Here is a 19,053-nt window from a genome sequence, read left to right on the forward strand (position 1 = left end):
GCCGACCCTCGATGCCGACCCGCGACGCCGACGGTCGGGCTTCGCTCGTCAGGCGTCCGCCGGGGTGAACTTCTCCCGGTGGATGTTGCGGGGCGCCATGCGCCTGCGCTTGAACGCCTTGACCCCGGCCTCGACCATCGCGGGCGGGCCGCACAGCCAGCCCGTCCAGCCGCGCGCCGAGGGAACGTCCTCGACGAAGGCGTCCGTCGGGAAGCCCTCCCGGTAGCCGTCGGCCGGCTCGTGGGACAGAACCGGGACGAACCGGACGTTCGGGTACTGCTCGGTCAGTTCGGTGAGCCGGTCGCCGTCGTAGAGCTCCTCCTCACCGCGAACGCCGTGGTACAGCACGACCTCCCGCTCCGGGTGCCTGCGCAACGCCGTCCGCACGATGCCGACCAGCGGTGCCAGGCCGGTGCCGCCGCCGATGAGAACCATCGGCCCGCCGTCGTCCTCGGACTCCGGCGGCAGGTGGAAATCGCCCAGCGGGCCGGAGATGTCCACCCGGTCGCCCTCGGCGAGGCCGTCGAACAGCCAACCGTGGGTGGCCACACCGCCGGGCACGAGCTTGACGTGCAGTTCGAGCACCTTGTCCTCGTCGGCCGTGTTGGCCAGCGAGTACTGCCTGCGCTCACCCGAGCCCGGCACGACCAGTTCGACGTACTGGCCCGCGTCGAACGTCAGCGGCTCGTTCAACCCGAGCAGGATCCGCCGGGTGTCGCGGGCGATGTCGGAGACCTCCCGCACCGTGGCGACCATGTCCCGCAAGGGATTCGCCGTCCGCGCCGCGCTGGTGCCCTGTGGGCGCAGTTCGACGTCGCCACGCGGCCGTGCCTGGCAGGCCAGTGCCATCCCGGCACAGCGTTCCTCGTCGGACAGTGTCTCCACCGGCGACGAGCCGTGATCGACCTCGCCCGCGACGACGTGCAGCTTGCACGTGCCGCAGGTGCCCTGGTTGCACGAGTTCGGCATCCACACACCCGCCCGCAGGCAGGCGTCCAGCAGCGCCTGGTCCTCACCGCACTCGACGCTGCGCCCGCCGACGGTGACCGCGAACGTCATGTCAGACCTCCCAGGTCACGTGCAGGCTGGTCGGCCCGCGGAACCCCCAGCCCCAGAACTCGACGCCTTCGCGGGTGTCGCGCTCCAGGTTGGGGATCGCCTCGAACAGCTCCTCCAGCGCGATGCGCATGGTGTGGTTGGCGAAGTAGATGCCCGCGCACGCGTGGTTGCCCGCGCCGAACGCGAGGTGCGGGAGCGGCGGACGGTGCAGGTCGTACGTGGTCGGCGCCTCGTACCGGCCGGTGTCGTGGTTGGCGGAGCCGTACGACATCATCACCGGCGTGCCCTCGGGCAGGTCGACGCCCGCCACCGTCACCGGCTTGGTGGAGATCCGCGCGGTGGCCGACCAGATCGGCGACGTCCAGCGCACACCCTCGGCGATCGCACGCGGGACCAACGTCGGGTCGTCGACGACCTCCTCCAGCTGCTCCGGCCTGCTGAACAGCCCCACGAGCGTGGAGGCCATGCCGTGGCCCGGTTCCTGCATCGCGCCGAGCAGGTAGACGTAGATCGTCGGGTAGATGTACTCGCGGTCGCGCGTCTGGCCGGGCGGCATGCCGTCGTGCAGCCAGTGCGAGATGGCGCTGTCGTCGGGGTGTTCGATCCACTTGTCGATCAGCGGGTCGACGATCGACCGGATCTCGGCCTTGGCCTCGTCACCCTCGACGAAGCCCTCCGGGTTCGCGAACTCGCCGTCGGCGGTCATCTCCGCGTTGGTGAACGAGCGGTTCAGCTTGGCGAACCATTCGCGCAGCTTGTCCGATTCGACGTCCTGCAGTCCGAGCAGGTCGCCGAGGGAGCGCACGCTCACCGGCTCGCAGAACTGGGCGACCAGCTCGGCCTGACCGTCGCTTTCGAACTGCTCCAGGTAGCGCCGCGCGATGGGCCGCACGAGGTCGTCGATCCACCGGTCGACCTCGGCGGGCTGCAGGGCGGGCTCGATCATGGTGCGCAGGTCGGCGTGCACGTCGCCGTTGACACCGATGACCGCCGGGTGCCCGAACGTGCGGCCGCCCGCCGGGGTGATGACGGCTTCGAAGTCGGGACTCGTCGCGATCTCGCGGCAGACCTCCTCGGTCGAGGCCACGTACGAACCCAGCACGGGCACGTATGCCAGAGGCGCCTCGGCGCGCAACCGTTCGTACGTGGCGTACGGGTTGCGTTCCAGATCGGCCATCGTGACCTCGTCGAGCCAGGACAGATCGGGCCGTTCGGTGGTCGTCATCAGGGCGTCTCCTCCCACGTCGTTGTCCGGGATGAGCACGGACCGTAGGGCCGCCCACACACCCCGGGCGACACGCGTCGCGCGCCGACGACACCGATCGCGCGGCCGGAACGATTTTTCGTCGTTCCGGAACCCGCCGGGCGGAACCCGCTGCGCACGCCCGTGGCACGGTTCCTAGTTCGTGATCTGTGTCTCGGGTACGGTTTGTGCCTATGCGCGCACGACGTGGTCGCGCACCGCACGACTGGGACCAGGCGTCCCGGGAGGTGGCGGACGCGTACTTTCCCCACGAGCTCCGGCCGCTGGGTGGTGGCCGCGAGCCGCGACTGACGCTGCGCACCCTCGACCTCGGCCCGGTGCTGGTCGGGCACGTCGGCTGGGGCGCCGACGTCGGCATCGAGTGCGACTATCCGGGCGCCTACGAGGTGAACCTGCCGCTCACGGGTCACCTGGAGAGCCGGGGCAGGACCGGGCCGGTGTCGTCGGTGCCCGGGCAGGGCACGATCTTCCGCGCCGACACGCCGTCGCTGATCAGCCACTGGGACGCCACCTGCACCGTGCTGGGCGTCAAGTTCGACAGCGCGTGGCTCGACCGCGAGTCGGAACGGATCATCGGCACCGATCGGGCGGGACTGCGCGCGGAGCTCCCCGACCAGTTGCAACTCGATGCGGGACGTGCGCACGCCTGGCGGCAGGTCGTGGGCAGTCTCGCCGCGCATCTGCAGAACCCCGAGCTATTCTCCGACGTCGGGCCGGTGCGGGAGCAGCTCGCCGGCGCGGTCGCCGCGGGGTTCCTCCTCGCGAGCTGCCCCGATTCGGGCGAAGGTGCCCCCGCGCGACCGCGCTCGATCCGCAGGCTGCTCGACGAGCTGCACGAGGACCCCGGCCGGGCGTGGACGGCGGGCGAGATGGCGACCGTCGCGGGCACGACGGCACGGCGGCTGCAGGAAGGGTTTCGCCGATGGGTCGGGACCACGCCCACGGAGTACCTGACGGACGTGCGCCTGCGTCGCGCGCACGCCGACCTGGTCGGGCCGGCCGCGCCGACGGTCAGCGACGTCGCGGCGCGCTGGGGTTTCTCCAGTGCCAGCCGGTTCGCCGCGGCGTATCGCAAGCGCTACGGCAGGCCGCCGTCGCAGGCGCGGGACTGACGCGTCGACGCGTAGGCTGCGGCCGACCATCCCCCGGAACGTTCGAGGAGTGACGATGACCCGCGCCGATTCCCGCACCGGACTGCGCTGATGGCGAGCGGCAACGGCACCGTCGGAGTCGGCGTCGTGGTGCGTGACGCCCACGAACGCGTGTTGCTCGGGCTGCGCGACAAGGCAGGCGAACCGACCGTGTGGTGCCTGCCCGGTGGCGCGGTCGACCCCGGCGAGAGTTTCGAACGCGCCGCCGCACGCGAACTCGCCGAGGAGACCGGACTCGTCGCGGGATCCGTGGACGTCGCGCACCTCGTGCTCTCGCCCGAACCGGGCGTCACTGCCACCGCCGTGGCACTCGCCCGCGACGTCCGCGGCGAACCACAGGTGCTCGAACCGCAGGTGTTCCGCACCTGGGAATGGTTCCCCGGCGACGCGCTGCCGGACGCGCTGTTCCCCGCGACCCGCCTGGCGCTCGACGCGCTGGCCACGGGGTCGGCGCCGGACGCGGCCGCGTCCTACCACCTCGAACGTGTCTAGTCCGCGATGATCGGGGCGGCCAGGAACCGCTCCGGGACGGCGAACGCGTCGACAGCGGACCGGGATGCGCTATAGTAGAGACGCAACTTGGTTGCGACGAGCTGCCAGGCGTTCGAGGACGTGACTGGAAGTAAGGGCCCGGGCCCCCGCGGGATAGCGGGACCGGGCCCTTGCGCATCCCACGGACGCAGCGTTGCTAGAGGCGCCGCACGTCGATGACCTGACCGTCGTTCAACACCTCCCAGGGCTCGGGGTCACCGCCCTTCTCGGCGACGGTGAAGGCACTGACGACGACGTCGGCCACCCACAAGACCGGGTCCGTGCTCTTGCGTGCGAAGTCGATGGTCAACCGGCCGGACAGTTGTCGACGTGACCGGGCGACATCGATCGTCTTCCTGTCGTTCTTGTCAGCCTGACTGCGTGATTCCACGACGAGCCGACTCACATACTCGGTGCGCTGCAATGTGGCTGCAGCGGCGGTCAGCAAGCGTGATCTGCAGTCCTCGAGTTTCTGCGCGGCACTGGTCTGTGTCACGACGATCGTTCCGAGCAACTCCAGCCCGGCGACCTGTTTGGCGAGCGCCACACGGCGCGCTTGATTCTCATCGGCGAAATGCACAGCTCGCACACCGTCACGGTCAGCCAGCGATTGAAGCTCGCCCCGTATCGCGCGACGTTGGTCCGCATCGGTCACCACGTTGGCCAAGGCATACACGAACCGGCCGTTGGGCAACTGCGGGAACGACTCGTCAACGTGCGCCCACACATGTCTGTCGGCCGAGCCCATGACTCTTCTTATCAGGAACAGCCGACAGCCTGATCTTGAGGACTCCCGCCGCTAGTCCGCGATGATCGGGGCGGCCAGGAACCGCTCCGGGACGGCGAACGCGTCGACGAGTTCACGAGCCCGTGGGCGCAATTCCCCGCACAGCTCGTTCACCGCCGCCACCACGGCTTTGGCGCGCTGGGCCGTGAACCGGCCGTGCTCGAGAAACCAGGCGCGGTCGGCCTCGATGTTGGCCAGCGCGTAGAGGTCGCACACTCGCTCGAGGAGCGCCTTCTTGTCCGGGTCGGTGCACCGGTCGATCGCGCCGACGAACGCCTCCAGCACGATCCTGTCGACGTGCACGCGGCCCGCGCGCAGCACATGGTCCTGCGCGCTGTTGAACACCTCGAAACCGTTGTCACGGCCCGCTTTCCGCAACCGCTTCACGAGACTGTCGAGCACATGCTCCTCCCGGTCCTCGAACGCGGCGATCTGCCAGGCACGGTCGAACAGCGAGTCCTCGTCGTCCCGGCGCGGGCTCGCGTCCATGATCCGTTCGATCACCTTGCGCGCCGAAGTCCGTTCGATCACGGTGTCGACGACCTGCTCCGCCACGAACCGCGCCGTCTCGAGTGGACTGAGGTCCTGCACCTCCTGCTTGTAGCTCGTCAACAGTCCCTTCGCGACGAGCTGCAGCAGCACCGTGTTGTCGCCCTCGAACGTGGTGAACACGTCGGTGTCGGCCTTGAGCTGCGGCAGGATGTTCTCGGCGAGATATCCCGCGCCGCCGCACGCCTCCCGCGCGGCCTGAATCGTCGACGTCGCGTGCCAGGTCGCGACCGCCTTCACTCCCGCGGCGTGCGATTCCAGCTCGCGGCGGCTGCGCTCGGCCGGCTCGGCAGTGTGCTGCAGCTCGTCCAGCGCGGCGACGAGCTCCTCCTGCGCGAAGTGCAGCGCGTACGTCGTCGCGAGCGCGGGCAGGAGTTTCCGCTGGTGGCCGAGGTAGTCCAGCACGACCACCTCGTCGTCGGTTCCGGGCCGTTCGAACTGCGTGCGCCGGTCGCCGTAGCGCACCGCGATCGTCAGCGCCCGTTTCGTCGCGCTGCCCGCACTGCCCGCGACACTGACCCGGCCACGCACCAGCGTGCCGAGCATCGTGAAGAACCGTTTGCCGTCGCTCGAGATCGGGCTGTCGTACGTGCCGTCCGGGGCGACGTCGCCGTAGCGGTTCAACAGTGCGGTCCGCGGGACGCGCACCTCGTCGAACGTCAGCCGCCCGTTGTCGACCCCGTTGAGACCGGCCTTGTGGCCGCAGTCCTCGATCGTCACGCCCGGCATCGCGACACCGGCGTCGTCACGGATCGGCACCAGGAACGCGTGCACCCCGCGACTCTCACCTCCGGTGACGAGCTGGGCGAACACCGCCGCCATCCGCCCGTCGCGCGCGGCGTTGCCGATGTACTCCTTGCGCGCCGACGCGTCCGGAGTGTGGATCACGAACTCCTCGGCGGCCGGGTCGTACGTGGCCGTGGTGCGCAGGTTCTGCACGTCCGAGCCGTGGCCGTACTCCGTCATCGCGAAGCACCCGGGCAGCTCCAGGTCCATGATCGAACGCAGGTACTTCTCGTGGTGCTCACGCGTGCCGAGCAGCTCCACCGCGCCGCCGAACAGTCCCCACTGCACGCCGGCCTTGACCATCAGCGACAGGTCTCCGAACCCGAGCATCTCGAACGCGACGATCGTCCCGCCGATGTCGCCCTTGCCGCCGTACTCGACGGGGAAACCGAGGTGCGGCCTGCCCGTCGCGGCGAGTTCGTGCAGCTGCCCGAGCACCTGCGCGCGGTGCTCCTCGCGGCCCAGGCCGTACGCGTCGGGCTGGGCCGTACCCGCCACCTGTGCACGCACGTCACGGCGGATGCCCGCCCACCGGCCGTCGAGGACGTCTGTCAGGGAGTTCATGCCGCCAGCGTGCCGGACGAGCCCGGCGAGCGCACTGTGACACGCACCGGTTCCCGCGGTCTTCACTCGCCGGGAGCCACAGTGGACACTCGCCCGAGGGTGCGCCCCGGGATCGGCGGACAGCGCTCGGGCGGCAACGTTCGGTGGGCGGGCTCGGTGGGCAGGGTTCGGTGGGCAGGGCGGTGGGCACGACTCAGCGGGTGAGCGCCCGCACGAGGTCGTCCTGCTCGGTCACCGGCCGGTCGCACACGTACCCGTGGCACACGTAGGCGGTGGATTCGCCGTCGACCAACGGCCGGCCGGACAGCAGCGGCACCCCGCCCGCATCGAGGTCGCCGCCCGCATCGGGTTGCCCGGCCACGACGACCGCGCCGCCCGGCACTCGATGCGCCGCCGTCTCGAACAGCTCCGAACGCGACGACTCCGTCTCCCCCACGACCGCGACCTGCACCGGCCCGGCCAGCAGCGACTCCGCCACGGCCGCCCAGTTGCCCGCGAACCGCGGCACCTGCATCACCAGTGCGCCCGCCCGCGCGACGGCCTGTTCGCAGATCGACCGGTACCGGCTCGCCCTGTCCGGCCCCGCGAGCACCGACGCCGTCAACAACGCACTCGCGAGCGCCGACGCGCCGGACGGGCTCGCGTTGTCCGTCGGGTCCGCAGGTCGGCTGAACAGCTCCTCGGCGTCGTCGGCGGTGTCGTGGAACGCGCCCGGGGCCTCCGCGGCGAACCGGTCGACCGCCTCGTCGAGCAGTCGCAGCGCCTCGGTCAGCCAGCCCGCCTCCCCGGTGGCCTGGTGCAGCGCGAGCAGGCCGTCCGCGGTGCACGCGTAGTCCTCGAGCACGCCTGCCGCGTCGCCGACCTCGCCGTCACGGGAACTGCGCCGCAGCCGGCCGCCGACCTCGTGGACGTTGAGCAGCAGCCGGGCCGCCTCGCTCGCGGCGTCGACCCACTCCGCCCTGCCCAGTGCGACGCCCGCCTCGGCCAGCGCCGCGATCGTCAGCCCGTTCCACCCGGCGATCACCTTGTCGTCGCGCGCGGGCTGCGGCCGCCGGTCGCGCGCCGCGAGCAACGTCTCGCGCACGCGCTGCCAGCGGTCGGTGTCGTCGGGGTCGGCGGGCAGCTGCAACGTCGAGGTGCCGTGCTCGAACGTGCCCTCCTCCGTGACGGCGAAGACCTCGGCGGCCCAGGCGCCGTCGTCGTCGCCGAGCACCTCGACGAGCTGCCGCGGCGTCCACACGTACGTCGAGCCCTCCACGCCGTCGGTGTCGGCATCGAGGGACGCGGCGAACCCGCCCTGGTCGGTGCGCAGGTCCCGCAGCAGGAACTCGGCCGTCTCGGTCGCGATACGGCGAGCACCCGGATGGTCGGTGCGGCGCGCCATGTGCGTGTAGGCGCGCAGCAGCAATGCGTTGTCGTACAACATCTTCTCGAAGTGCGGGACGACCCACCGGCCGTCCACGGAGTACCGCGCGAACCCGCCGCCGAGCTGGTCGTAGATGCCGCCGCGCGCCATCCCCTCCGCCGTCAGTTCCACAATGGACAACGCGGCTGGGTTGGCGGTCCGCTCGTAGTGCCGCATGAGGAACTCCAGCACCATCGACGGCGGGAACTTCGGCGCCCCGCCGAACCCGCCGTAGCCCGGGTCGGTCTCCTGCCTCAGTTTCGTGACGGAACTCGTCAGCGCCTCGTCGTCGAGCGTCTGCTGGCGCAGCGGACCGGACTGCTCCACGACATGATCGACGACCTTGCCCGCGCCTTCGACGAGTTCGTCCCGCCGCCCCGACCACGCCTTCGCGACCGCGTCGAGCACCTGGCTGAACGCGGGCATGCCGTGCACCGGCCGGGGCGGGAAGTACGTGCCGCAGTGGAACGGTTTGCCGTCCGGGGTGAGGAAGCACGTCATCGGCCAGCCGCCCTGGCCGGTCATCGCCTGCGTGGCCGACATGTAGACGGCGTCGAGGTCCGGACGTTCCTCGCGATCGACCTTGATGTTCACGAAGTGCTCGTTCATCACCGCGGCGATGTCGTCGTCCTCGAAGGACTCGTGCGCCATGACGTGACACCAGTGGCAGGCCGCGTAGCCGATCGACAGCAGGATCGGGACGTCGCGTTCGGCCGCCTCGGCCAGGGCCTCCGGACACCAGGGCCACCAGTCGACCGGGTTGTCGGCGTGCTGGAGCAGGTACGGGCTCGTCGAGTTCGCAAGGCGATTGGCCATACCGAGAGTCTCCCTTGCCGCCGCGCGCCACGCACGTGTGCCCGGCCGGAGACGAGACTTGTCACCGGTCCTCGGCAACACGGCGACCGTCGCGGCCGTCACCGCACCACCACCCGCTGCGCAGCAACGGGGCATTCCGGTTGCATCGGACCAACCGGGCGGTCACGATCCTCCGTATGCGCCCTGCCGGCGAGTTCTGCTGGATGGACCTGAAGACACCCGACCTCGACGCGACGGAGCGGGAACTGGATGCCGCGCTGGGCTGGGAATGCGTCGTCGACCCCGACGATCACCGCGACCCGGCGACGGCGCGCAAGGCCCGCTTCGACGGCCACTGGATGGCGGGACTGAGCAGCCTCCACAGCGGCGCGTATCCGCCGGGCACCGCGCCGCACGTGAGCTACTACGTGGCCGTCGAGGACGCCGCCGCCGTGCACGACACCGCCGTCTCCGCGGGCGCCACGTCGGTCGTCGAGCCGTCGCCGATCGGAGACCTGGGCGTGCTCGCCACGATCGTCGACCCGTTCGGCGCGGCCGTCTCGCTGTGGCAACCCGGCACGTTCGCGGGATGGACGCATTCGACGGCCCCGGGAACCCCGCGACGTCTGGTGCACACGTCGGTCACACCGACCGCCGCGGCCGGGTTCTACCGCGACCGGCTCGGCCTGCCCATGACCGGCGCCGTGTTCCGCATCCGGACCGGTGAGCCGCCGGGATGGACGGCCGTCATCCAGGTCGCGGACCGGCCTGCGACGGCGTTCGCGCCCGTCCACCTGCCGTCGGGGCACACGTTCCTGTTCGCCTGACGGCCGTCCGGCCGCGGTCCGAGGTCAGGATTCGTCGCGCTTGGCCTGTTCGCCGGATGCCGCCGACACGGTCTCGGCCCCGCTCGCCGCGTCCCCGGTCCCGTCCCCGTCGCCATCGCCATCGCTCGGTCCGGACGAGTCCCCGCCGGAGTCGCCATCGGCGTCGGCGAAGCTCGCGGGGACTCGCTTGAGGTGCTTGGTCATCGACCGCACCAGGAACACGACCGCGATCAGGAACACCAGCATCAGCAGGAGCCCGACCGGGGAGGACTTGCCGAAGTCCTGTCCCTGCCCGCCGGTGTCCTGCTGCTGGGCCAGAACCTCGGTCGCCGCCATGGCCGGACCGGTCATCGCCGCAGGCAACATCAGGGGTTCACCTTCTCTCGCACGCCCGCGAACAGATCGTCCTCCGGAACGGTGCTGTCGACAAGCGAGCGGGCGAGTTCGTACTCCTCGGTCGGCCACAGCCTGCGCTGCGTCTCGAGCGGGACGGCGAACCACCGGCTGGTCGGATCGATCTGGGTCGCGTGCGCACGCAGGGCGTCGTCACGCTGCTCGAAGTGCTCCGAGCACGGCACCTGGGTGGTCACCCGCTCCATAATGTCGGGCTTGTCCGGGTCCCACCGTTCCAGCCACTCCGCCCACGGCGATTCCTGCCCGGCCTCGAGCAGCGCCTCGTGGAACGCGGTGATGCGGGCGCGGGAGAAGCCGTGGACGTAGTAGACCTTCGACGCCTGCCACGGCTCGCCCGCGTCGGGGAACCGGTCCGGGTCGGCCGCGGCGTCGAACGCGGCCATCGACACCTCGTGCGTGCGGATGTGATCCGGGTGCGGGTAGCCGCCGTTCTCGTCGTAAGTGATCACGACGTGCGGCCGGAACTCCCGCATGACCCGCACGAGGGCCTCGGTCGGCTCCTCGAGCGGCACCCGCGCGAAGCAGCCCTCGGGCAGCGGCGGCAGCGGGTCGCCCTCGGGCAGCCCCGAGTCGACGAAGCCGAGCCAGCGGTGCTGCACACCGAGGACCTTCGCGGCGGTGGCCATCTCCTCACGCCGGATCTCGTCCATGTGCTCGTGCACCTCGGGCCGGTCCATCGCCGGGTTGAGCACGTCACCGGCTTCACCGCCGGTGCAGGTCACGACCATGACGTCGGCACCCTCGGCCACGTACCGGGCCATGGTGGCCGCGCCCTTGCTCGACTCGTCGTCGGGGTGGGCGTGCACGGCCATCAGCCGCAAGCCCTTGCTCGCCGCCTCCGCCTGCCCGGCTTCGACCGGTCCCGTTCCGTTCGATCCAGTCATGACCGACCAGACCCCTCTCACACCTGTGCTGTATCCGCTGCTGTCCACTGCCGTGCGCCGGCGTACTGCCTTCCGCCGACACACAGGGTCGTGCCCGCCGGCGTCACCTCCCACGCCCCGGTGCGCGCGGCCTCACCGGCACGATCCCCGGGCCGGCCCGCAGACCCCGGAGCCCGCACCCGGCAGGCCTCCCCGGATACTCGTAACGCCGGGGACGACATCCATCTTCCTGGTAGCCACGACAGTCCCGACCGGAGGCCTCCGTTTTGCCCGAGGAGCCGACACCCGACGACGCCGCGGCCGACACGCAGGCGGCCGGTGCGCCGCAGCCGGACCCGCAACACGCCCGGGACCGGTTGGCCGACCGATACGGTGCCGCGCGCACGCCGAAGCGACGCCGCGGCCGGTGGCAGGTGTGGACGTTCACCGCGATCGCGCTGGTCGTGAGCGGTGTCGCCGCCTATGTCGGGTATCAGAACCTCGCGGGAGCACCCATCGACGCCCAGCGCGTGACGTACGAGGAGCGGCCGGGCGACGCCGTGCAGATCACCATCGACGTCTCGCGCAACGACCCCGACCGAGAGGGAGTGTGCATTGTACGTGCGCGCAACCGCTCCGGCCAGGAAAGTGGGCGGAAAGAGATCCTGGTCGCACCGGGCCGGGAACGCGTCTCCACGGTGATCCAGAGCATCGGCCGACCCGTCACGGCGGACGTCTACGGCTGCAGCTACGATATTCCGCAATATCTGTCAAGCCCCTAGCGGCCAACGGAGTGAAACGAGCGCCGAGTGTCCGACGGCAATTGCGTTGAGCGGCATTCGGCGGCTGTTTCGTGCTACGCTCGACCATCGGCACGGTCCTAGCGGGGCCGTGTCTTTCCTTATTTGACACCGCGCCGCCAGGCGTGGCGGCCGGCCTGCACACCCAGGCTCGGCAGGCTAGGAGGAGATGGTGACCGTGAGCGACACCAAGGTGACCTGGCTGACCCAGGATGCCTACGACAGGCTCAAGAGCGAGCTCGATGAGTTGATCGAGAATCGTCCGGTCATCGCCGCGAAGATCAACGACAGCCGCGAGGAAGGCGACCTCAAGGAGAACGGTGGCTACCACGCGGCCCGCGAGGAACAGGGCCAGCAGGAAGCCCGCATCCGTCACCTGCAGGAGCTCCTGCGCAATGCCAAGGTCGGCGAGGCTCCGTCCAACAACGGAGTCGCCGAGCCGGGCATGGTGCTGACCATCCAGTACGACGGCGATGACGATTCCGAGACGTTCCTGCTCGCGACACGTGAGGAAGGCGGCGGGGGCGAGCTCGAGATCTACTCGCCGGACTCGCCACTGGGGCAGGCGTTGCTCGGTGCCAAGGAGGGCGAGACGCGGGAGTACCCGCTGCCCAACGGCAAGACCGAGAAGGTCAAGCTGCTCAAGGCGGTTCCCTACAGCGCCAGCTGACGGGGATCACCCCAGCGACCACGAACGGCGCGTCCCGGCTCACAGTCGGGGCGCGCCGTTCGTCGCATCGGGCTGCGGGCCGGTTCCCGCTTCCGCAGGTCGGTGGCGGACGCCTCTGCCACGCTGGTGCCCATGAGCGCCGAGTTGCCCATCTGCCTCACCTGCGGGACGCAGTACGCCGAACCGCGGCCGGACTGTCCGATCTGCGAGGACGAACGCCAGTACGTGCCGCCCTCCGGCCAGCAGTGGACGAACCTGGCCCGGCTGCGCGAAGCCGGCTACACGGTCGCCGTCGAACAGCAGGCCCCCGGCGTGTACGGCGTCGGCACCCGCGAGCGGTTCGGGATCGGCCAGCGAGCGCTCGTCGTGCCCGCAGCATCGGGGAACGTGCTGTGGGACTGTGTCGCCTACCTGGACGACGAGATGATCCGCCGGGTCACCGAGCTCGGCGGGATCACGGCGATCGCGATCAGCCACCCGCACTACTACACGACGATGGTCGACTGGGCCGACGCGTTCGACGTCCCCATCCACCTGCACGAACGCGACCGCCCATGGGTCGGCAGGCCGAGCGGGCGGATCCGGTTCTGGGAGGGCGACACGCTGCGTCTCGCCGACGACCTGACCCTCGTCAATCTCGGCGTCCACTTCGCGGGCGGAACCGTGCTGCACTGGAGTGACGGCGCCGCGGGCAAGGGCGCCCTGTTCTCGGGCGACATCGTGCAGGTCGTGCCGAACCGCGAGCTCGTCGCGTTCATGTACAGCTACCCGAACCACATCCCCGAGCGGCCCAGCGTCGTCCGGCGCGCCGGGGAACTGCTCGCCGGGTTCGCGTTCGACGACATCTACGGCGCCTGGTGGGACGCGACGATCACCGGCGGGGCGAGCCGGGTCGTCGACCGGTCGGTGGCGCGCTACCTGGAGCAGACCGCAGGCTGACGGCGCGGCACGACGAGGTCCCGCCCGCGACCCGGCGCGCCGACGACGCACGCCCGTACGCGGTCGACGTTTGGCGGAGCTGAACGACGGGGTACTGCGCGGTCTGCACCGCCGACAGGAGCCGGAGCGGGACATGACGGACCGTATCGCCGACATCTGGGGCCAGCGAACTCCCTATGCCCGGGACACCGCGTGGCCGGTACGCCTCGATCAGCACCTGCAGGAGGGGGTGTCCGAGTCCGACGTGCAGCATTGGGTGCAGTCGGCCTGTGTGCTCTGCAGCAACGGTTGTGCCTGCGACATCGCCGTCAAGGACGGGCGCATGGTCGGTGTTCGTGGCCGCGGCGGGGACGTCGTCAACCACGGCAGGCTGGGGCCGAAGGGGCTGTACGGCTCGTGGCAGTGGAACGGACGGGACCGCCTCACCCGTCCGTTGATCCGCGAGCACGGCGAACTGGTCGAGACCGACTGGAACACCGCGATGGACCGGATAGTGCAGCGGTCCCGGCACCTCCTCGACGAGGTGGGGTCGTCGTCGCACGGCTTCTACACCAGCGGGCAGCTCTTTCTCGAGGAGTACTACACGCTCGGCGTGATCGGCAAAGCGGGACTGGGCACACCGCACATGGACGGCAACACCCGGTTGTGCACGGCGACCGCCGCAGCGGCGATGAAGGAGAGCTTCGGCTCCGACGGCCAGCCGGGCAGCTACACCGACATCGACTCCTGTGACGCGCTCTTCCTGTTCGGACACAACATGGCCGAAACGCAGACGGTTCTGTGGATGCGGGTTCTCGACCGGCTGCACGGCCCCGACCGGCCGCGGATCGTCGCGGTCGACCCGCGGCGCACCAAGGTCGCGGACGCCGCGGTCGAGTCCGGCGGTGTACATCTCGCACCATTGCCCGGCACGAATCTGGCCCTGATGAACGGCCTGGTGAACCAGCTGATCACGCAGGGGTGGGTGGACGAGGAGTACGTGTCGGCCCACACGCTCGGCTTCGAGGAGCTGGCGCGCACCGTCGAGCCCTACACGGCGGAGAAGGTGGGCGAGATCTGCCGGGTGCCACCGGACGACCTCCGGCGAGCAGCCGAGATCTTCGGAACCTCGGAGCGGGTGCTGTCCACCGTCCTGCAAGGCTTCTACCAGTCCCACCAGGCGACCGCCTCGTCGTGTCAGGTGAACAACCTGCATCTGCTCCGTGGGCTGCTCGGCCGGCCGGGGTGCGGCGTGCTCCAGATGAACGGGCAACCCACCGCGCAGAACACCCGCGAGTGCGGTGCCGACGGCGACCTGCCCGGGTTCCGCAACTGGGAGAACCCGAACCACATCGACCAACTGGCCGAGTTGTGGAACGTGGACCCGCTCGTCATCCCCCACTGGGCCCCGCCGACGCACGCCATGCAGATCTGGCGGTACGTGGAGCAGGGCTCCATCGACTTCCTGTGGATCTCGGCCACCAACCCCGCGGCCTCGATGCCCGAACTGCCCCGCATCCGGAACATCCTCGGCCGCGAGGAGCTGTTCCTCGTCGTCCAGGACGGTTTTCCCAACGAGACCACCGAGTTCGCCGACGTGGTGCTGCCCGCCGCGATGTGGGGCGAGAAGCAGGGCACGTTCACCAACGTCGACCGGACGGTCCACCTGTCGGAGAAAGCCGTCGACCCTCCCGGTGCGGCTCGCAGCGACCTGGACATCTTCCTCGACTACGCGCGGCGGATGGACCTGCGCGACCGGGACGGCGAACCGCTCGTCACGTGGCACGACCCGGAAAGCGCCTTCGAGGCGTGGAAGGAGTGCACGCGGGGGAGGCCGTGCGACTACACGGGACTGTCCTACGACAAGCTCCGCGGTGGCAGTGGAGTGCCCTGGCCCTGCAATGCGGAGAATCCCGACGGCAGCGACCGGCTCTACGCCGACGGCGTGTTCCCCACTGCTCCGGAGGTGTGCGAGAGCTACGGGCACGACCTGCTCACCGGCGGTGCGACCCCACCGACGAACTACCGGGCCGACAGACCCGACGGCCGGGCCTTTCTCAAGACCGCGGAGTACACGCCCGCCCCGGAGGTGCCGAGCGAGGAGTACCCCTACGTCTGCACGACCGGGCGCACGGTCTACCACTTCCACACGCGGACCAAGACCGGCCGCGCGGCGCAGCTGCGCACGGCTGCCCCGGAGCCCTGGGTCGAACTCTCGCCGGGCGACGCCGAGGCGTTGGACGTCGCCGAGGGAGACCTGGTGCGGGTCGAGTCCCGCCGTGGTGCGATGGAGGCCCCGGCGAGGGTCGGGCGCGGACGCGACGGCACCGTGTTCCTCCCGTTCCACTACGGATACTGGGACACCGCCGGCTCCGACGGGCAGTCGAGGGCTGCGAACGAGTTGACGCAGACCGAGTGGGATCCCGTGTCCAAGCAGCCGCTGTTCAAGGTCTCGGCCGTCCGGGTCACCAAGCTCGCGCCGGGGCGGGGCTGCGCTCCGGCTCCGACCACCACCGCTTCCGCGCCGCACGATCCGGCGGCCGTACCCGCGACCCGGGGCGATCAGGGGTCCGAGACGCGAGAGGACCCCGGCGTCGCCGATCCACCGGGCCGGGCGCCGACCCCGGAGCACACCCCCGGCGTGCCGCAGCCCGTGTCGCCGCACGCCGCACGGAGGAGGTGAACCGTGCATCTGCCCGTCTACGTCGGCTTGCTCGACTCCTCACTGCGCTCGCTGGCCGACGCCTTCCGCCAGGTGAGCGACGGTCACGGCGAGGAACCCGACGTCGAGTACCTCTGCGGCGTCCTCGCAGGCCAGGTCGACGAGCAATGGGAAGCCCTGGCACCGGTGATTCGTCGCTACGGGGAGAACCGCGAGCACGAGCCCGAACGACTGCACGCGACCGGCCTCGACAGCACCCGTAGCGGCGGTGTCGGACTACTGCGGGACCTGCAGGACCTGTACATGCTGGGCTCGTTCGTCGACATGACGTGGACGGTGGTGGGCCAGGCGGCGCAGGGCCTGCGCGACAGAGAGCTGCTGCGCATCGTGCAGACGCATGAGCAGGACACCTCGCGGCAGCTGCAGTGGTTGCAGACCCGGATCAAGCAAGCGGCACCGCAAGCCCTCATCGCCGCGAAGTAGGTGGGAGCATGACAGGCGCATCGCCGGGCGGCGCATTGGGAGCTGCCGAGAAGCGTGCGGGCAGAGCGGGAGCCGGCATGTACGCGTTCAGCCTGTGCCTGGTCGTGCTGGCGGCCGCCGGTCTCGCAGGGCTGCTGCTCCAGCAGCCCTATCTGTTTCCCAGCCTCGGCCCCGTCGTGATGCTCTACTTCGACTCTCCGATGCAGGAGTCCGCACGCCCCCGCAACACCCTGGTCGGGCACGCGGTGGCGATCCTGGCCGGGGCGACCTGCCTCGCGGTGTTCGGACTCGCCGACCATCCCTCGGTCGTTCAGGAAGGCATCAACGGCATGCGCATCGGCGCCGCCGCCCTGTCCGTGTCCCTGACCGCCTTGTTCCTGCGCTTGCTGGCCTGCCCGCATCCACCGGCGGGCGCGACAACTTTGATCATCAGCCTGGGACTGCTCACCTCCGCGAGCGAGTTGGCGTCCGTCGCCGCCGCCGTCGTCCTCGTCACCGTGTTGGGCGTGGGCGTCAACCGGCTCCTCGGCGTGCGCCAGCCGCTCTGGTCCTGACGGTGCCGAGGGCTCGACGTGGCTCAGCCCTGCGCGATCCGCTCCAGCAGGGGCCGTACCCGCGGCGCGACCGGTGTCGACAGGGCGATCGACGTCGACGTCCTTCGCACGCCGGGAACACCGACGACCTCGTCGATCACGCGCTGCAGGTCGTCGTTCGAACGGGCGACCATGCGGACGAACAGGTCCCCCTGACCCGTCGTGGCGTGCACCTCGCACACCTCGTCGATGGCGGCGAGTTCCTCCGCGACCTCCCCGCGCCTGCCCTGGGCGATCTCCAGCACGGCGAACGCGGTGAGGCCGTAACCGAGCGCGTCCAGGCGCAGTTCCGGCGGGAACCCCGTCAGCACGCCGTCGGCGGAGAGCCGGTCGAGCCGGGCCTGCACCGTGCCGCGGGCGACGCCGAGCCTGCGCGCGCATTCGAGCACGCCGAGCCTGGGCGCGTCGGTCAGCAGCAGCAACAGCCGGGCGTCGAGCGCGTCGAACGTCATGGCATCCCCTCTGGGCAGATTGTTCATGATGATCCGACTCATCGTGACATGACTGGGCAGATTGCCCAGAAGAATCGGCGACGATTGCCCACTCTGCCCGTCGAGTCCATGCTCACGGGCATGACGACGGAATCAACGGCGACTCCCGCAGAGCAGGCGATCGACGACATCGACTACAACCAACTGCGACAGCTCGTCGGACTGGTGGACCACGACGACTCGGCCGACCCGTTCCCGGTCAAGGCGATGGACGCCGTCGTGTTCGCGGTCGGCAACGCGACCCAGACGGCGTGGTTCTACCAGGTCGCGTTCGGCATGCAGCTCGTCGCGTACGCAGGCCCGGAAACCGGGGACGCCGACCGCAAGTCGTTCGTGCTGAAGTCCGGCTCCGCGCGATTCGTGATCAACGGCGGCGTGCGGCCGGAATCCCCGCTGCTGGACCACCATCGCAAGCACGGCGACGGCGTCACGGACCTGTCGCTCGAGGTGTCCGATGTGGACCGCTGCATCGAACACGCCCGCAAGCAGGGCGCGACCGTGCTCGCCGAGCCGTACGACGTCTCGGACGAGAACGGCACCGTCCGCATGGCCGCCATCGCGACCTACGGCGACACGCGGCACACACTCGTCGACCGTTCGCGCTACACGGGTCCGTACCTGCCCGGCTACGTGGCGAGGACGTCGGCCGTGACCCGCCCCGAAGGCGCGCCCAAACGGCTGTTCCAGGCCGTCGACCACTGTGTCGGCAACGTCGAGATCGGCGACATGGACCACTGGGTGAACTGGTACCACCGCGTCATGGGCTTCGTGAACATGGCGGAGTTCGTCGGCGACGACATCGCCACCGAGTACTCGGCGTTGATGAGCAAGGTCGTGTCGAACGGCAACCACCGAGTCAAGTTCCCGCTCAACGAACCCGCCGTCGGCAAGAAGCGCTCGCAGATCGACGAGTACCTGGAGTTCTACGGCGGCGCGGGATGTCAGCACATCGCCCTCGCCACGGGCGACATCATCGCGACCGTGACGGCGATGCGCGCGGCGGGCGTGGAGTTCCTGAACACGCCGGACTCGTACTACGACGACCCGGAACTGCGGGCGCGGATCGGCGAGGTGCGCGTCCCCATCGAGACGCTGAAGGAGCACGGAATCCTCGTCGACCGCGACGAGGACGGCTACCTGCTGCAGATCTTCACCAAGCCGATCGGCGACCGGCCGACGGTGTTCTACGAACTCATCGAGCGACACGGCTCGCTCGGCTTCGGCAAGGGCAACTTCAAGGCCCTCTTCGAGGCGATCGAGCGCGAACAGGAACGCCGCGGCAACCTCTGACCCGAGGGAGGGAGAAAAGCTCCCAAGGGCACCTTGGTTGCACTGGACGCGCCGAATCCTCCCCTCACGCGCGGCAACGGCGCTGCGGCAGCGCTTCCACCGCGAGGGAAGATTCGGCCCGCCAGCCCATCCGCCAGCCCTCACGGGTACG

General features: G+C 70.1%; 18 protein-coding genes. 10 read left to right on the forward strand and 8 right to left on the reverse strand.

Going from position 1 to position 19,053, the window contains the following annotated elements; translation table 11 throughout:
- Positions 1 to 48: 48 nt before the first annotated feature.
- Both LY13_RS09495 and LY13_RS09500 read right to left on the reverse strand, forming a co-directional pair.
- Positions 49 to 1,059, reverse strand: coding sequence for a 2Fe-2S iron-sulfur cluster-binding protein (locus tag LY13_RS09495; RefSeq protein ID WP_253827953.1), 1,011 nt, complete (start codon positions 1,057 to 1,059; stop codon positions 49 to 51).
- A gap of 1 nt (position 1,060) precedes the next feature.
- A complete protein-coding gene (locus LY13_RS09500) occupies positions 1,061 to 2,284 on the reverse strand; it encodes a cytochrome P450 (protein WP_253827954.1) in 1,224 nt (407 codons plus the stop codon).
- A 212-nt stretch (positions 2,285 to 2,496) separates the two neighbouring features.
- Here LY13_RS09500 and LY13_RS09505 point away from each other — a divergent pair, with 212 nt between their 5' ends.
- Positions 2,497 to 3,435, forward strand: a complete 939-nt coding sequence (locus LY13_RS09505; protein WP_253827955.1) for an AraC family transcriptional regulator — start codon at positions 2,497 to 2,499, stop codon at positions 3,433 to 3,435.
- 90 nt (positions 3,436 to 3,525) lie between these two features.
- A complete protein-coding gene (locus LY13_RS09510; RefSeq protein WP_253827956.1) occupies positions 3,526 to 3,966 on the forward strand; it encodes an NUDIX domain-containing protein in 441 nt (146 codons plus the stop codon).
- Positions 3,967 to 4,162: 196 nt separating this feature from the next.
- Here LY13_RS09510 and LY13_RS09515 read toward each other — a convergent pair whose 3' ends face one another.
- The 3 genes from LY13_RS09515 to LY13_RS09525 form a co-directional block, all read right to left on the reverse strand.
- Positions 4,163 to 4,753 (reverse strand): hypothetical protein, encoded by a 591-nt coding sequence (locus LY13_RS09515; RefSeq protein WP_253827957.1) that lies wholly within the window; start codon positions 4,751 to 4,753, stop codon positions 4,163 to 4,165.
- A 51-nt stretch (positions 4,754 to 4,804) separates the two neighbouring features.
- Complete coding sequence (locus LY13_RS09520; protein ID WP_253827958.1) at positions 4,805 to 6,691, reverse strand: acyl-CoA dehydrogenase family protein; 1,887 nt, start codon at positions 6,689 to 6,691, stop codon at positions 4,805 to 4,807.
- Between the two features lie 193 nt (positions 6,692 to 6,884).
- Positions 6,885 to 8,912 (reverse strand): thioredoxin domain-containing protein, encoded by a 2,028-nt coding sequence (locus LY13_RS09525; protein WP_253827959.1) that lies wholly within the window; start codon positions 8,910 to 8,912, stop codon positions 6,885 to 6,887.
- A 176-nt stretch (positions 8,913 to 9,088) separates the two neighbouring features.
- Between LY13_RS09525 and LY13_RS09530 the strand changes: the two genes are divergently transcribed.
- Positions 9,089 to 9,718: a VOC family protein gene (locus LY13_RS09530; protein WP_253827960.1), complete on the forward strand. Its 630-nt coding sequence runs from the start codon at positions 9,089 to 9,091 to the stop codon at positions 9,716 to 9,718.
- Between the two features lie 24 nt (positions 9,719 to 9,742).
- Here LY13_RS09530 and LY13_RS09535 read toward each other — a convergent pair whose 3' ends face one another.
- Positions 9,743 to 10,084, reverse strand: coding sequence for a hypothetical protein (locus LY13_RS09535; RefSeq protein WP_372493803.1), 342 nt, complete (start codon positions 10,082 to 10,084; stop codon positions 9,743 to 9,745).
- Positions 10,084 to 10,944 (reverse strand): mycothiol conjugate amidase Mca, encoded by an 861-nt coding sequence (gene mca, locus LY13_RS09540; protein WP_253828070.1) that lies wholly within the window; start codon positions 10,942 to 10,944, stop codon positions 10,084 to 10,086. The genes LY13_RS09535 and mca overlap by 1 nt, the downstream gene beginning before the upstream one ends.
- Positions 10,945 to 11,282: 338 nt before the next feature.
- On the opposite strand from mca, the gene LY13_RS09545 reads away from it, so the two are divergent.
- From LY13_RS09545 to LY13_RS09570, 6 genes are all read left to right on the forward strand, one after another.
- Entirely contained in the window at positions 11,283 to 11,777 is a 495-nt protein-coding gene (locus LY13_RS09545; protein ID WP_443678905.1) for a DUF4307 domain-containing protein, read from the forward strand.
- 190 nt (positions 11,778 to 11,967) lie between these two features.
- Positions 11,968 to 12,465: a transcription elongation factor GreA gene (gene greA / locus LY13_RS09550; protein ID WP_253827961.1), complete on the forward strand. Its 498-nt coding sequence runs from the start codon at positions 11,968 to 11,970 to the stop codon at positions 12,463 to 12,465.
- Positions 12,466 to 12,597: 132 nt separating this feature from the next.
- Entirely contained in the window at positions 12,598 to 13,404 is an 807-nt protein-coding gene (locus tag LY13_RS09555; RefSeq protein ID WP_253827962.1) for an MBL fold metallo-hydrolase, read from the forward strand.
- 133 nt (positions 13,405 to 13,537) lie between these two features.
- Positions 13,538 to 16,066 carry a molybdopterin oxidoreductase family protein gene (locus LY13_RS09560; RefSeq protein ID WP_253827963.1) on the forward strand — a complete coding sequence of 843 codons (2,529 nt, stop codon included), beginning with the start codon at positions 13,538 to 13,540 and terminating at the stop codon, positions 16,064 to 16,066.
- 3 nt (positions 16,067 to 16,069) lie between these two features.
- Positions 16,070 to 16,528 carry a hypothetical protein gene (locus LY13_RS09565; RefSeq protein ID WP_253827964.1) on the forward strand — a complete coding sequence of 153 codons (459 nt, stop codon included), beginning with the start codon at positions 16,070 to 16,072 and terminating at the stop codon, positions 16,526 to 16,528.
- An 8-nt stretch (positions 16,529 to 16,536) separates the two neighbouring features.
- Positions 16,537 to 17,082 carry an HPP family protein gene (locus LY13_RS09570; RefSeq protein WP_253827965.1) on the forward strand — a complete coding sequence of 182 codons (546 nt, stop codon included), beginning with the start codon at positions 16,537 to 16,539 and terminating at the stop codon, positions 17,080 to 17,082.
- Positions 17,083 to 17,105: 23 nt separating this feature from the next.
- Here LY13_RS09570 and LY13_RS09575 read toward each other — a convergent pair whose 3' ends face one another.
- Positions 17,106 to 17,573, reverse strand: coding sequence for an Lrp/AsnC family transcriptional regulator (locus tag LY13_RS09575; RefSeq protein WP_253828072.1), 468 nt, complete (start codon positions 17,571 to 17,573; stop codon positions 17,106 to 17,108).
- Between the two features lie 120 nt (positions 17,574 to 17,693).
- On the opposite strand from LY13_RS09575, the gene hppD reads away from it, so the two are divergent.
- A complete protein-coding gene (hppD, locus tag LY13_RS09580) occupies positions 17,694 to 18,902 on the forward strand; it encodes a 4-hydroxyphenylpyruvate dioxygenase (protein ID WP_253827966.1) in 1,209 nt (402 codons plus the stop codon).
- The last annotated feature ends 151 nt before the right edge of the window (positions 18,903 to 19,053 follow it).

Source organism: Prauserella aidingensis (assembly GCF_024171865.1).
Lineage (GTDB): Bacteria > Actinomycetota > Actinomycetes > Mycobacteriales > Pseudonocardiaceae > Prauserella > Prauserella aidingensis.